Annotated in this window: 13 protein-coding genes; 3 read left to right on the forward strand and 10 right to left on the reverse strand. The window is 58.7% G+C overall.

Annotation, left to right across the window (positions count from 1 at the left end):
• Positions 1–4: 4 nt before the first annotated feature.
• Positions 5–1051, forward strand: a complete 1047-nt coding sequence (locus UF78_RS10715) for a threonine aldolase family protein (RefSeq protein WP_045162211.1) — start codon at positions 5–7, stop codon at positions 1049–1051.
• Between the two features lie 222 nt (positions 1052–1273).
• On the opposite strand, the gene UF78_RS22605 is transcribed toward UF78_RS10715, so the two are convergent.
• The 5 genes from UF78_RS22605 to xylA all read right to left on the reverse strand — a co-directional run bounded on the left by UF78_RS22605 (position 1274) and on the right by xylA (position 6751).
• Positions 1274–1441 carry a DUF2790 domain-containing protein gene (locus tag UF78_RS22605; RefSeq protein ID WP_080890595.1) on the reverse strand — a complete coding sequence of 56 codons (168 nt, stop codon included), beginning with the start codon at positions 1439–1441 and terminating at the stop codon, positions 1274–1276.
• Between the two features lie 59 nt (positions 1442–1500).
• Positions 1501–2637, reverse strand: a complete 1137-nt coding sequence (locus UF78_RS10720) for a sugar ABC transporter permease (protein WP_045162212.1) — start codon at positions 2635–2637, stop codon at positions 1501–1503.
• Positions 2638–4194: a D-xylose ABC transporter ATP-binding protein gene (xylG, locus tag UF78_RS10725; protein WP_045162213.1), complete on the reverse strand. Its 1557-nt coding sequence runs from the start codon at positions 4192–4194 to the stop codon at positions 2638–2640.
• A gap of 102 nt (positions 4195–4296) precedes the next feature.
• The gene (gene xylF / locus UF78_RS10730) at positions 4297–5298 is read right to left on the reverse strand and encodes a D-xylose ABC transporter substrate-binding protein (RefSeq protein WP_045162214.1); all 1002 of its coding nucleotides are present in this window, start codon (positions 5296–5298) and stop codon (positions 4297–4299) included.
• Positions 5299–5434: 136 nt separating this feature from the next.
• Positions 5435–6751 (reverse strand): xylose isomerase, encoded by a 1317-nt coding sequence (xylA, locus tag UF78_RS10735; protein WP_045162215.1) that lies wholly within the window; start codon positions 6749–6751, stop codon positions 5435–5437.
• 143 nt (positions 6752–6894) lie between these two features.
• Between xylA and UF78_RS10740 the strand changes: the two genes are divergently transcribed.
• A complete protein-coding gene (locus UF78_RS10740) occupies positions 6895–8127 on the forward strand; it encodes a XylR family transcriptional regulator (protein WP_045162216.1) in 1233 nt (410 codons plus the stop codon).
• Positions 8128–9241: 1114 nt separating this feature from the next.
• On the opposite strand, the gene UF78_RS10745 is transcribed toward UF78_RS10740, so the two are convergent.
• From UF78_RS10745 to UF78_RS10755, 3 genes are all read right to left on the reverse strand, one after another.
• Positions 9242–9736 (reverse strand): nuclear transport factor 2 family protein, encoded by a 495-nt coding sequence (locus UF78_RS10745; protein WP_045162217.1) that lies wholly within the window; start codon positions 9734–9736, stop codon positions 9242–9244.
• A gap of 144 nt (positions 9737–9880) precedes the next feature.
• Positions 9881–10291 carry a VOC family protein gene (locus UF78_RS10750; RefSeq protein WP_045162218.1) on the reverse strand — a complete coding sequence of 137 codons (411 nt, stop codon included), beginning with the start codon at positions 10289–10291 and terminating at the stop codon, positions 9881–9883.
• A 158-nt stretch (positions 10292–10449) separates the two neighbouring features.
• Positions 10450–11190, reverse strand: coding sequence for an SDR family NAD(P)-dependent oxidoreductase (locus UF78_RS10755; RefSeq protein ID WP_045162219.1), 741 nt, complete (start codon positions 11188–11190; stop codon positions 10450–10452).
• Between the two features lie 157 nt (positions 11191–11347).
• Here UF78_RS10755 and UF78_RS10760 point away from each other — a divergent pair, with 157 nt between their 5' ends.
• Complete coding sequence (locus UF78_RS10760) at positions 11348–11950, forward strand: TetR/AcrR family transcriptional regulator (RefSeq protein WP_045162220.1); 603 nt, start codon at positions 11348–11350, stop codon at positions 11948–11950.
• A gap of 27 nt (positions 11951–11977) precedes the next feature.
• On the opposite strand, the gene UF78_RS10765 is transcribed toward UF78_RS10760, so the two are convergent.
• Positions 11978–12955: a saccharopine dehydrogenase family protein gene (locus UF78_RS10765; protein ID WP_045162221.1), complete on the reverse strand. Its 978-nt coding sequence runs from the start codon at positions 12953–12955 to the stop codon at positions 11978–11980.
• Positions 12952–13353: a VOC family protein gene (locus tag UF78_RS10770; RefSeq protein WP_045162222.1), complete on the reverse strand. Its 402-nt coding sequence runs from the start codon at positions 13351–13353 to the stop codon at positions 12952–12954. The genes UF78_RS10765 and UF78_RS10770 overlap by 4 nt, the downstream gene beginning before the upstream one ends.
• Between the last annotated feature and the right edge of the window lie 12 nt (positions 13354–13365).

Raw genomic sequence — 13365 nt, forward strand, 5'->3', positions numbered from 1 at the left:
TTAGATGACCACCGCCAATCAGCAATTTGCCAGCGACAACTATTCGGGCATCTGCCCGGAAGCTTGGGAGGCCATGGCCCGGGCGAACCAGGGCCATGATCGGGCTTACGGCGACGACCAATGGACGACCCGCGCCGCGGACCATTTCCGCCAGTTGTTCGAAACCGATTGCGAAGTGTTCTTCGCGTTCAATGGCACGGCGGCCAACTCTCTGGCGCTGTCTTCGCTCTGTCAGAGCTATCACAGCGTGATATGCGGCGATATCGCGCATATCGAGACTGATGAATGTGGCGCGCCGGAATTCTTCTCCAACGGCTCCAAACTGCTGGTGGCGCGGACCGAGCAAGGCAAGCTCACACCCACGGCAATCCGTGAAATTGCGCTGAAGCGCAAGGACATCCATTACCCCAAGCCGCGCGTCGTCAGCATTACCCAGGCCACTGAAATCGGCACCGTATACCGGCCCGACGAACTCCAGGCCATCAGCGATACCTGCAAAGAACTGGGGCTGCATCTGCATATGGACGGCGCACGTTTCGCCAATGCCTGTGCGTTTCTTGGCTTATCGCCGGCGGAGCTGAGCTGGAAGGCTGGCGTGGACGTGCTCTGTTTCGGCGGGACCAAGAACGGTATGGCCGTGGGCGAAGCCATTCTGTTTTTCAATCGCGACCTGGCTGAAGATTTCGAATACCGCTGCAAACAGGCCGGACAGCTGGCGTCCAAGATGCGCTTTCTATCTGCGCCATGGGTCGGCTTGCTGGAAAACAATGCCTGGATGAGATACGCCGACCATGCGAACAGCTGCGCCCAGTTACTTGCGACGTTGATCAGCGATGTGCCGGGCGTGGAGCTGATGTTTCCCGTCGAGGCCAATGGCGTTTTCGTAAGCATCCCACCCTTGGCCCTGGAAGCGCTTAGAAGCCGCGGTTGGATGTTCTACACCTTCATCGGTGTCGGCGGTGCGCGCTTCATGTGCTCCTGGGATACCAGCGAGGAGCGTGTGCGGCAGTTGGCGGATGACATTCGCGTTGTCGTTATGGAGAACCAGTAGTTGCGACCTTCGCCGGTGCCGCACGGAAGCGGCATCCACCCGGTTTGCGGCCGAAGCCGATAGACATTGATTAATTCACAGGTTGGTTTGCACGGCCGGTTCAATCCAGCCCGAAGATGTTCGCGGCGGATCTAGTAAAAGATCCCGCCGGCATCGTGAAGCATGTACATGGCGCCTCGGCGATCATTAACTCCGACTACATGCCGTGGACAAAACGACGTACTACAGCGTTTGGGATTTTCCGGACGAATCGATGTACTTCATGGTCTGCTCCACCGGTTCGCAGACAGCACTATCTCGAGTCGAGATAGACAACACTTTTTCTATATCCAGCTTCGTTCCGTACGCATCTGAACAAAAGATGGGTGTGATATTGGTTATCACACCCATCGATGCGGAACACGGGTGCCGTGATCCGGTGCGCCCGTAAGTTAGTGCATTGGTTTACGTCAGCGCCGTCCGGTTCGGGTGCTCACGTCTACCCACACGGCCAGCACCAGAATGCTGCCTTTGACAATCATCTGCCAGTAGCTGTCTACGTCGAGCATGGACATGCCGTTGTCCAGACTGGTGATGACCAGCGCGCCAAGGAGGGCGCCGTAGACAGTGCCGGAGCCACCGCGCATCGAGGTGCCGCCAATGAAGCAGGCGGCGATGGCGTCGAGTTCGCCCATGCTGCCGGCCGACGGTGAGCCGGCGGCCAGGCGCGCGGTGTTGACCATGCCGGCGAATGCGCACATCACACCCATGATGCCGAAGATCCACAGTTTCACGGCCTGGACGTTGATGCCCGATAGCCGCGTCGCCTCCATGTTGCTACCAACCGAATAGATGCGTCGGCCGAATACGGTCTGGCTGGTGACGTAGCTGAACACGCCAAGCAGAACGAGCAGGAGCAGCACAGGAACCGGAATGCCGTCGTAGCTGTTAAGCGTGTAGACGAACCCGGCCAGCACGGCGCCTATCAAGGCCACGCGCAACAGGTCGCGAACCAGCGAGTGCGCAGCCAGCCCGTGAAGGGCGCGATTGCGGCGCTGTCTCCACGTCAGGAACAGCGTCAGGGCGAACAGCAGTACGCCAAGTACCACACCCACCGTATGCGGCAAATAACCCTGGCCGATGTAAACCAGGGACGGCGATACCGGAGCAATGGTGGTGCCGCCGGTGATCCCCAGCAGGATTCCGCGAAACGCCAACATGCCCCCCAGCCCCACGATGAAGGAGGGGATGCGCAGGTAGGCGGTCATGTAGCCGTTTGCCAGCCCGATCATCAGCCCGCACAGAGCGACCAGGCTCAGGTTCGCCAGGAGCGGCACGTTGTAAATCACGTCCAGGATCGCTGCCAGCCCGCCAAGCAGGCCAAGCAGCGAGCCCACCGACAGATCGATCTCGCCGCTGATAATCACCAGCACCATGCCGCAGGCGAGAATTCCCGTGATGGACATCTGCCGCAGCAGGTTGGAAAGGTTACGCGGCGTCAGAAACCCGCCCTCGGTCTGCCAACTGAAGAACAACCAGATAATCGCTACAGCGATCACCAGCGCGAGCATCTTGTAGCGGCTGAATAATTGTTTGACGTGGTTCATTTACGCGGACTTCCGATCATTATCGTTATGGTCAGCGGGTTGGCTGAGCGCGGCGGCGAGCACCTGTTCCTGGGTGAGTCCGTGATTGACGAAGTCTCCGCGTAGTTGGCCTTCGCCGATGACTAGGACACGGTCGGAAATTCCCAGCACTTCGGCCAGCTCCGACGAAACCATGATGATCGACACGCCTTGAGCCGCTAGCGCACCCATCAGCTTGTAAATCTCGTACTTGGCACCGACGTCCACCCCGCGGGTGGGTTCGTCGAGAATCAGCACGCGGGGCCGCGTCAGAAGCATCTTGGCTAGCACGGCCTTCTGCTGATTGCCGCCGGAGAGACTGGTGATCGGTAAAAAGGGGCTCGCGGTCTTGAGATGCATGCGCGAAATTTCCTGATCGATGCTGCTCAGCTCAGCTTCGGCATCGATGCGGGTCATCCTCGCGTAGTTCTCCAGGACCGCCAGCGTGATGTTCTGGCCGACACCCAGGTCCGGGATGATGCCTTGGCGCTTGCGGTCTTCGGGAACCATGCACAGCCCGGCGCGGATGGATTTGCGTGGCGTTCGGGTGTCGATCGGCTTGCCCTCTAGCAAGACGTCCGCTTCGTACCCGCCCGGATAGGAGCCGAAAAGCGCCGACACCAGCTCCGTGCGGCCGGCGCCGACCAGCCCCGCGATACCGAGGATTTCTCCGCGCTTGAGAACGAAGGAAATGTCGTCGACCCGTTTGCGCTTGGGATTGTCGACGTCGTAGCAGGTGACGTGGCGCGCCTCGAAGATCACTTCGCCGATGTCGTGGGGTTCGGTGGGGTAGAGGTTGCTCATCTCCCGTCCCACCATCTGGGCGATGATTTTCGGAATATCCATGTCCGTCATGGCGGTCGTTGCGATGTGTTGGCCGTCGCGGATCACCGAAATGGTGTCGCACACGGCCGCCACTTCATCGAGCTTGTGGGAGATATAGACGCAGGCTACGCCCTTAGCCTTGAGGTCGCGGATGATGTCCAGCAACACCTCGATTTCCGAGCGGGTGAGGGCGGATGAAGGCTCGTCGAGGATCAGCAGCCGCGCTTGCTTGTTCAATGCCTTGGCGATTTCCACCAGCTGCTGGTAGCCACCGCCGTACTGCGACACCGGCAGCGAGACGTTCATGTCTGGCACCTTGAGTTCACGCATCAGGGCTTCGGCGCGGTGGATCATCGCCGGATAGTTCATGCGCCCGCCGGGCAGGGTCAGCTCGTGGCCCATGAAGATGTTTTCGACCACCGACAGGTCCGGAACCAGCGTCAGCTCCTGATGGATGATGACGATCCCGGCCGCTTCGGTTTCGTTGATCGATTTTGCCCGTAGCGGCTGACCGTCCCAGAGAATTTCACCGTCCCAGGTGCCGTAGGGATAGACGCCCGAGAGCACTTTCATCAGCGTGGACTTGCCGGCGCCATTCTCACCGCAGAGGCCCACGCATTCGCTAGGCTTGATCTTGATATCGATGCCGTCAAGGGCTTTGACGCCGTTGAAGGCTTTGACGATGCCGTTCATTTGCAGCAGGTAATCGGTCACGGGAGATACTCACAGATAAGCAACGGGCGGGGACGGCAGGGGCGCCTGCCAATCCACGTGGGTCGCGGTCGGGTCGTCAGTCGAGTCTGCTCAGCTCGATGATCATTGCCCGGCGATCTGTGCCTTGGTGTAGAAGCCGTCCTTTTCCAGCAGATCGATGTTGTCGCGAGTCAACAGGGTAGGGGTGAGCAGGATGGTGTCGACTTGCTTGGCGCCGTTGTCGAGCTGGGAGCTGTAAGCTGGCTTCTCGTTGCGCGCCAGCTGCACCGAGAGCTTGGCGGCTTCCGAGGCGATCAGTTTCAGCGGCTTGTAGACGGTCATGGTCTGGGTGCCTCCGATTACCCGCTTGACCGCCGCCAGGTCGGCATCCTGGCCGGAAATCGGCACCTTGCCGGCCAGCTTCTGCGCCGCCAGCGCCTGGATAGCGCCCCCTGCCGTGGCGTCATTGGAGGCGACGATGCCATCGATCTTGTTGTCGTTTCGGGTAAGGGCGTTTTCGACGATGCTGAGCGCTTCGGTCGGGTTCCATTCCTTGACCCACTGTTGCCCGACGATCTTGACGTCGCCCTTGTCGATCGCCGGCTGCAAGACCTTCATCTGCCCTTCACGCAGCACCTTGGCGTTGTTGTCCGTAGGGGCGCCACCGAGGAGGAAGTAGTTGCCCTTGGGCGCCGCCTGCAGCACGCCCTGGGCCTGCAGTTCACCGACCTTTTCGTTGTCGAATGAAATGTAGGCGTCTATATCGGCGTTCAGAATCAGCCGGTCGTAGGACACCACCTTGATTCCGGCTCGCTTGGCCTCGGCCACGACGTTGGTCAGCACGGTTGCGTTGAACGGCACGATGACGATCACGTCGACGCCGCGGGAGATGAGGTTCTCGATCTGTGAAATCTGCTTCTGCTCGTTGGCATCGGCCGACTGGACGAAGACCTTGGCGCCCAATTGCTCCGCCGCCGCGACGAAGTAATCACGGTCCCGGGCCCAACGCTCCAGGCGCAGGTCATCGATGGAGAAGCCGATTTTCGGATTCGCGGGATCGGCCATGAGTGGAAGCGAGAGCAGGGCAAGGGCCCCGGCGAGGAACATGCGCTTTACGGTTTTCATGGTGGTGCGCCCTTTTATTGTTGTTGGAGACACTGCCTGACGATTGGGTAGTGCTATAGAACAGTAGAAAGTCGGACGGCGCCGTGCGTAACGAAGTGTCGCGAGAATGTAACCGCCTGACGCCGACCGGGTGCTGTCAGGGGTAGATGAACTGGTTGACCACGTTTTCGAGCATCTCCTGACGACCGCTTACTGCCTGCGGATGCAGTTCGTTGGCGAAAGCATGTTCAGCCAATGATTCGAGGCTGAACTCGCCCGCCAGCACTGCCTGTCCAAACGGCTGCTGCCAGCCGGCATAGCGTTGATCCTTTAGCTGCTGGAGTCGGTCGTTCTGCACCATGGCTGCCGCGCGCTCCAGGGACAGAGCGAGGACATCCATCGCGGCGACGTGGCCATAGAACAGATCGACTTCATCAAGGCTCTGCCGACGCACCTTGGCGTCGAAGTTGAACCCGCCATTCTGGAAGCCACCGGCTTTGAGAATTTCATAGATGGCCAGGGTCATTTCTTCGACGCTGTTGGGAAACTGATCGGTATCCCAGCCGTTCTGTGGATCACCGCGGTTGGCGTCGATGCTCCCGAAAATCCCCAACGAAACTGCCGTTGCGATTTCGTGATGGAAGCTATGGCCCGCGAGGGTCGCGTGGTTGGCCTCGATGTTGACCTTGATTTCGTTTTCCAGGCCGAATTGATGCAGGAAGCCAAATACGGTGGCGCTGTCGTAGTCGTACTGATGCTTGGTTGGCTCCTGGGGCTTGGGCTCGATCAGTAGGTCGCCCTTGAAACCGATCTTGTGCTTGTGCTCGACCACCATGCGCATGAACCGGCCCAGTTGCTCGCGTTCGCGTTTCAAGTCGGTGTTGAGCAGGGTTTCGTAGCCTTCACGGCCGCCCCACAACACGTAGTTCGATCCGTTGAGGCGTTGAGTGGCGTTCATGGCGCTAAACACCTGAGCGGCGGTGCAGGCGAACACTTCCGGATCAGGATTGCTGGCGGCGCCGGCGGCAAAGCGTGGGTTGCTGAAGCAATTGGCGGTACCCCACAACAACTTGATTCCGCTTTCTTCCTGATGGCGTTCCAGATGGTCGATCATCTGCACGAAGTGGTTGCGGTACTCCTTGAGCGAGTTACCTTCCGGGGCAACATCCGTGTCGTGGAAGCAGTAGTAGTCGATTCCGAGTTTGGAGAAGAACTCGAATGCAGCCTCCGCCTTACCCATCGCCATTTCCATCGGATCTGCAAGCTGCTGCCACGGACGCTTGAACGTGCCCGCTCCGAACACATCGGAGCCTGGCCAGACGAAGCTGTGCCAATAACAGACCGCCATGCGCAAATGCTCACGCATGGGTTTGCCGAGGATGAGCTTGTCGGCATCGTAGTGACGGAAGGATAGGGGAGAATCGCTGGCGGTGCCTTGATAGCGAATCTTTTCGACATCGGGGAAGTAGGGCACTTGTAATGTCCTTTTGTTCTTGGCGGTGTCCCGATACTAGCAACGGCCCTATGGGTAATTAGTATGAAAGTCACCAACCCAGGGTTCGATTTTGACCTAGCCTTTACTACCGCCTAGGTACTGATCGGCTCAGGACAAGAACAATGAAAACCGTACCGCTCGTTCACCGTATTGCTCTGCTGTTCAACGGCAGCAAGATCTACGACCGCGGCATCATCAGCGGCATCGGTAACTACTTGAGCAGCACTCGAGCATCCTGGGATCTTTTTCTCGAGGAGGATTTCCACTGTCGGCTGAAAGGGATCGAGCGCTGGCAGGGGGACGGGATCATCGCCGACTTCGATGATCCGATGATTGGCGAGGCGCTGGCCGACATCAAGGTGCCCGTTGTGGCGGTAGGCGGTTCCTATCAGGACGAGCGCGCTTATCCGAAGGGTATTCCGTACGTCGCCACCGATAACGAAGCGTTGATAACGCTGGCGTACGAGCACCTGATCGAGGCCGGACTGACGCGTTTTGCCTGCTTCAGCCTGCCTGAAGCACAGGCCAATCGTTGGGCGCAGGAACGAGAAAAGGTGTTTCGCCAACTGATGAAACGCGATGGCTTGCATGCCGAGGTCTATCGCGGGATGGGTACCAGCGCGCCGCTTTGGGACAGCGCCGTCGAAAAGCAGATCGCCTGGCTGCAAAGCCTGCCCAAACCCATTGGCATCATCGCCGTGACGGATGCTCGCGCCCGGCAGTTGCTGCAAGCCTGCCTGACCGCCGGGATCGCAGTGCCGGAGCAAGTGGCGTTGATCGGTATCGACAACGACCCGCTGACACGCAGCCTGACCCGGGTGCCATTGAGCTCGGTCGTTCAGGGCACCGAAACCATGGGCCGGACCGCTGCGCATCTGCTCCATCAAATGCTGCACGGTGTGCCGTCGGCCAGCACGCACATACTGATACCGCCTGATGCGGTCAACGTACAGCTATCGAGCCTGCATCAGCCATTGGGTAACCCGTACGTCATGCGGGCGCTGTTGTTTATCCGCCAATACGCTTGCCAGGGCATCAAGACAGCGCAGGTAGCGGCCTATGTGGGCGTGTCGCGTTCATCGTTGGAGTCGCATTTTCGAAAAGCGCGAGGGTGCAGCGTGCATGACGAGATTTTGCGTTTCAAACTGGCCGCAGCTACAAGCAGGCTGGAGAACACCGATTCGACGATGGTGGATATTGCTCAACATTGTGGCTTCAAATCTGCGCAGTACCTGCATAGCGTGTTTCGGCGCGAGTTCGGGTGTACGCCCCGTGAATACCAGCAAGCCGCCAACAACGTTGGGAATCCCCGCGCAGAGACGAGTAGCGACAACAGATCAGTTCTCGCGACGTGATCCTGCATAACGGTAAACGGCGCATTTGACCCGGGGGACCTCATGAACACTCACAACCCAATACGTTATTTAACATAATATAGATTATGCGAATGCCGGGCAGGATGGGGAGTGTTGCGCTAGGCTCATCCATCAACGTGTTCTGCAGCAACAGTACATTCAATTACAGGCAGCTTTAGCTGTTGTGCATCTATGCCTCGCATCCGGCTCCGCGACTCCAGCATCCCACCGGCGCTCACTGGCTCGGTGCTTATCGATGAACTAGGCTTGCCACGCTATTGGGCGACTGTCTGGTCAGTGCTGCACGGCGCGGCACTACATGAGTCAACCTTGTCGGCTCACCTATCAGTAATCGAAACGCTATACGACTCAGTCAAACAGCAGATGCATATGGATTGTCTTGACCGGCTAATCACAGATCTTCGCTTCGATGATTTAGAAAAATGCCTCGAAGGTTTCTTCGTTAGCTTGCGCAATCGCAGCGCGCAAAACGAATCAGATCATTCTGCAAATTGGCGTACCGCCATTGCTTTCGTCAAAGACTGTGTCGACCGGCTTGCGAGGAACAGCACGACAACGCATCTGGATAAGCTGCACTCGCGATTGCTTCGGTTAGAGCGCCTGTATCTCGATGGGGTGATCAGAAGCAATTCTGCAGAGGTTTCCGAATCATCCCGAACAATCTATCGCATCTAGCAAATTGGTTGCCATTCAACCTGTTTGCTTTAAACGTCATATGCTTTTTTTTACATCTTATGACTTGCGTTAGAGCTATGTCGTCAAGTGCTGTATTCGGGGTTGAGCTGAGGGGTGACTATGGGGCCGGTTTCTATGTTGTTGCTTGCGATTGGCAGCGTTTTTTTTACGATCGCTGCGACTGGCGTGTTAGGGGTCTTGCTTGTAGATAAGCTAGAACGTAAGGGCAAGCGCTCCGGTATTTCGTGATGTGAACACTTTGCCATCGAGCTAGCTGCTCAAAATCTGTTGAATCCCAGAAAGCAAAAACCCCGCTATAGCGGGGTCTTCACTCAGGGTACAGAGGCACGACCGTAAATTTCGGAAAACCCCTGCTCACTTTCATTTTAGGCATTTTTGCGAGAAAAGCCAGCCAAGGCTAGGCGGTCTGCGCTACCGCATCCCTCTGAGCCCCTTTGACGTGGTGTTGAAGGCCCCCTGCAAAACGCAGCGTGACCTCCCGCCGGGTGAAGCGCCATTCCCCGTCACTCCGCTCAAACTGATCGAGGTACTTGCCGGTGCAGATAGGTTGTAACGGGAAGCCATCCACCTGCTGATGAACCGTGTAATAGCTTGCCGAGCTCGCCCTTTCACCGGACGGGTCCACGTCAATGAGCTGGTTGGTAATGGAGTGCCACGTACGCGGAGTGCCATCCCCATGGACCTGCAGACCCGCGTTGAAAAACACCAGCAGCCCTTCGACAGTCGATGCCTCGTTGCCTAGCACATGAATAACGGCATGCTTGAGAACCTCTGCCACGCCCTCAAAGTCACCGTTGTCGAGACGATGGATATAGGTGGCGTGGAGGCGATGGATCGCGCGCTCGGCATCCAGGCGCGCCACGAGATCCCGTTGGTTGGTGCTGTCAGTCATATCAATTGCTCCAAGGATAATGTCGGTAAACAGGATTCAGTTCTGGGACGCCCCCCTCGGCGCATAGCTCGACGCGTTGATATGGCTGGTCGCATCGCTGGCTAAGACCGACGCCCGTTAAACACCCAACGTGGGCCCTGGCGCTCAAGTCGTCAGCTGGCAAACAGCCTCCAGATTCACTCCGTCAGGGCCCAGCACATAGGCCGCGTAATAATCAGAGTGGTATTGAAGCCTGATCCCTGGTGCGCCGTTGTCCTGTCCGCCAGCAGCCATGGCAGCCGCATGGAACGCATCGACCTCCTCATGAGTCTGCGCGATCAGCGCGATATGGGCCCCGTGGCTGGGGACGGGAGCGTGGTGCAGCCAGAGGAATGGCTTTCCTGCGGAACCGAACCCCAGTCGCCGAGGCGTCGATTGCGGAGGGTCGGTCTCGATGCTCATCATCAACGTGATGCCAAGCGGCTTGAGCGCCTGTTCATAGAAATCACGTGCATGCAAAATGTCCGAAACACCGATGCCCATATGATCGATCGCCGATCCGGCAAACTCACTCATCAGGTAACTCCTCAAGGCGCCGATCTTCGGCAGGTTCGTAGGGCTCGCTATCCATCAGCGACTGGTATTGCCGGTTGCGCGGCGTGGTCGTGTCGGCAGCCGGTTAGATTCAAGGAAGGTCGGCACGGGGCAAAGCGGCCGCTCCATGCCCGTTCCGTTCATACCTGGGAAGCGCCACCGTCGGCGAACAGCTCGGCGCCGTTGATGTAGCTCGACGCATCGCTCGCCAGGAAGAGCGCGGCCTGGCCGATCTCGTGCGCCTGGCCGATCCGGCCGAGCGTGCTCTTCTCATTGAAAGCATCGATCACCTGCTGCGCGTTTTCGCCAAGCACGTCGCGCAGTGACGGGGTGTCCACCGGACCGGGGCTGAGCAGGTTGATGCGTACGCCCGAGCCTTTAATGTCGAGAATCCAGCTCCTCACCATCGCGCGTAATGCGGCCTTGGTGGCTCCGTAGACGCTCATGCCAGGCCCGGGATTGATCGAGGAAGTCGAGCCGATGATGACGATGCTGCTGCCCTCGCCCATCAACGGCAGCGCCCCTTGAACGGTAAACGTGGTGCCTTTGACGTTGGTTGCGAACACCCGATCGAAACCCGCTTCAGTGATTGCCCCCAGAGGCTCGACTTCACCCATCCCGGCATTGGCGATCAACACATCGATACGGCCATGGACTGCGCTTATGTGCGTGTACAGATCGGCAAGTTCTGCAGGGCTCGAGATGTCGGTTCGCACGGCAGAAACATTCCCACCGAGGCGGCTAACGGCTTCGTCGAGCTGAGGCTGGCGGCGACCGGTGATGATCACGTCGGCGCCCTGGCTGACGAACACTTCGGCGATCGCAAAGCCTAGGCCCGAAGAACCGCCAGTGATCAGCACAACCTTGTTTTTGAACTGCATGACAAATACCTCAACGAGTGAATATGTAGCGGACACTACATAAACCCAAGGTTGCTCGCAAGCTATTTAGCGATCACTAAACTTACCTTTCAGGGAATCGCGATTGAACATGCATGTAGCGATCGCTACAGTGTCGTATCAACCTTGAGAGATACCCATGAACGAAAAACCCAGGCAGCGCCGCCCCGCCTTCGACCGAGAGCAAGGGATAGCCATCGCACAGGCACTGTTTCATCAGCGTGGTTTCGACGCTGTCAGCCTGGCCGACCTGACCGAGGCGATGAACATCAAGCCGCCGAGCTTTTACGCCGCCTATGGCAGCAAGGCCGAGCTGTTCGAGCGTGCAATGCATCGCTACGCCGGTGAAAACGCGCTTCCTGTGGACGAGTTACTGGCACCGGATCGACCACCTGCCGAAGCGCTGACCGCGCTGCTGGTTGCCGCTGCGAAGCAGTACGGACGCGACAGCGCTTTGCGGGGCTGCCTGATCACCGAGGGCATGCGCGCGGACGATCCGATCGCCCGCAACATGGCCGAGAAGCTGGGCGACACCGGGATCCAGACGATCCGCCGTTACCTTGATGAGGTCCGGCCAGAAGCTGCTCAGGCGCTGGCTGACTACCTGCTGGTCACCCTGCGCGGGCTGTCGGCAGCAGCATGCAGTGGCATGTCCTGCGAACGCCTGGTGGAGGTGGCACAGACTGCTGGCAAGCTGATCTCTCGTGAGTTCGAGGCAAGCGACAGTGCTGCGAATTGCTGAGTAAATCAGCATTGCCGTACCAGAGGGTCAGCGATCAGTGATGGTCGTTCCGACGATGCTCTCGGCGAATCCAACGCCCAGTAGCGTTGCCGGCGTCTCGAAGCCCGGCCGCCGCTCGCCACTCAATACCCGGCGCGCCGCCTCCACCGCAGCGATCGGTGTGTAGGTGTAGCCGTTGACAGTCTCGATCACTGAACGCGCAACTGTGCCGTCAGCGCCGGTGACCTCAGCCACTGCTCGGGCGCGGTGGGCTTCACGTTGTTGCGCGTTGGGCCCATCAGGAAGCTGTGAGAGATCGCCTTCGGGAAAGGGCTCGCCTGAGAAATGCACGAACATGGAAATGTTTGGAATACCGGTGGAGTGCCAGCCGGTAACCAAGTCACCGAAAGACAGCGGCGCACAGACTTCCAGGCCGTCGCCAAAATCGAAGTGTCGTGGTTGCGCATCGGGCGTTGCCACGAGCTGCCCGTCAATCCGCGCTAGCAGCCCTGCTCCAATAATCTCGCTAACGCTCAGGGCCGATCCGCGTGACATGGAACCCGCGACCTGAAGAGCAATGCTAAGTGACTGCGGATCCTGCACTCGGCGAGCGACATGCACCGCCAGGCAGTCTGTCGGCACCACGTCCCAGCCAACGCCAGGCAAAAGCATGACGCCTGACTCGGCCGCTTCAGCGCCCAACCGTTCGGCCAGCCGGTACACATTGATCTCGGCCGTGATATCCAGATAGTCGACACCTGCCTTGATACAGGCCCGCATCAAGGCTTTGGCTGTTTGCGCGAAGGGCCCGGCAAAGTTCACCAGCACGCCAACGCCGTCGAGGGATCCTGCCATCGGGGCATCAGGCGTGAACACGCGATAAGGAACGTCCAGCTGGGCAGCCAGCACGCGCAGTTTGTCGTGGCTGCGCCCGGCAATGACAATGTCCAGCCCTTGTGCCTTGGCATACTCCGCCGCCATGCGCCCCACGTAACCGGTTGCGCCATAGATCATTAATTTTTTCATTGGACGTGCTGCCAGTTCTTGTAGACGAATTCCAGGCTATAGCCGTCAGGGTCCAAGACATTAGCGGCGTAGTAGTTCGGGTCGTAATGCAGTCGTGCACCCGGCGCGCCTTTATAGACCGCGCCATTGGCCAATGCGGCCGCATAGGCGGACTCAACTTGAGCCTTACTGTCTGCGACAAAGCCGACATGCACCGCTCGGCCTTCAACTACACCCTTGCGCAACCAGAAAAACATGCGGCCATTGGCGCCGAAGCCTTTCAGGTCCGGGTGCCCAGGCGGGCCGTCCTTGCCGTCGTAGTCCAGGCGCGCTGTGATACCCAGCGGCATCAAGGCCGCTTCGTAGAAACGGATAGAGCGCTCGATGTCGCTCACAGACAGAAAAATATGATCCAGCATGGCAACGTCTCC

The organism is Stutzerimonas stutzeri (assembly GCF_000952685.1).
Taxonomy (GTDB): Bacteria; Pseudomonadota; Gammaproteobacteria; order Pseudomonadales; family Pseudomonadaceae; genus Stutzerimonas; species Stutzerimonas stutzeri_E.

Bases quoted from the DNA above. Each gene is read 5' to 3' on its own strand.
- UF78_RS10745 (WP_045162217.1), bottom strand. From the start codon at position 9,736: ATGACTGACAGCACCAACCAACGGGATCTCGTGGCGCGCCTGGATGCC.
- UF78_RS10750 (WP_045162218.1), bottom strand. From the start codon at position 10,291: ATGAGTGAGTTTGCCGGATCGGCGATCGATCATATGGGCATCGGTGTT.
- UF78_RS10755 (WP_045162219.1), bottom strand. From the start codon at position 11,190: ATGCAGTTCAAAAACAAGGTTGTGCTGATCACTGGCGGTTCTTCGGGC.
- UF78_RS10740 (WP_045162216.1), top strand. From the start codon at position 6,895: ATGAAAACCGTACCGCTCGTTCACCGTATTGCTCTGCTGTTCAACGGC.
- UF78_RS10715 (WP_045162211.1), top strand. From the start codon at position 5: ATGACCACCGCCAATCAGCAATTTGCCAGCGACAACTATTCGGGCATC.
- xylF (WP_045162214.1), bottom strand. From the start codon at position 5,298: ATGAAAACCGTAAAGCGCATGTTCCTCGCCGGGGCCCTTGCCCTGCTC.
- UF78_RS10765 (WP_045162221.1), bottom strand. From the start codon at position 12,955: ATGAAAAAATTAATGATCTATGGCGCAACCGGTTACGTGGGGCGCATG.
- UF78_RS22605 (WP_080890595.1), bottom strand. From the start codon at position 1,441: ATGGGTGTGATAACCAATATCACACCCATCTTTTGTTCAGATGCGTAC.
- UF78_RS10760 (WP_045162220.1), top strand. From the start codon at position 11,348: ATGAACGAAAAACCCAGGCAGCGCCGCCCCGCCTTCGACCGAGAGCAA.
- UF78_RS10720 (WP_045162212.1), bottom strand. From the start codon at position 2,637: ATGAACCACGTCAAACAATTATTCAGCCGCTACAAGATGCTCGCGCTG.
- UF78_RS10770 (WP_045162222.1), bottom strand. From the start codon at position 13,353: ATGCTGGATCATATTTTTCTGTCTGTGAGCGACATCGAGCGCTCTATC.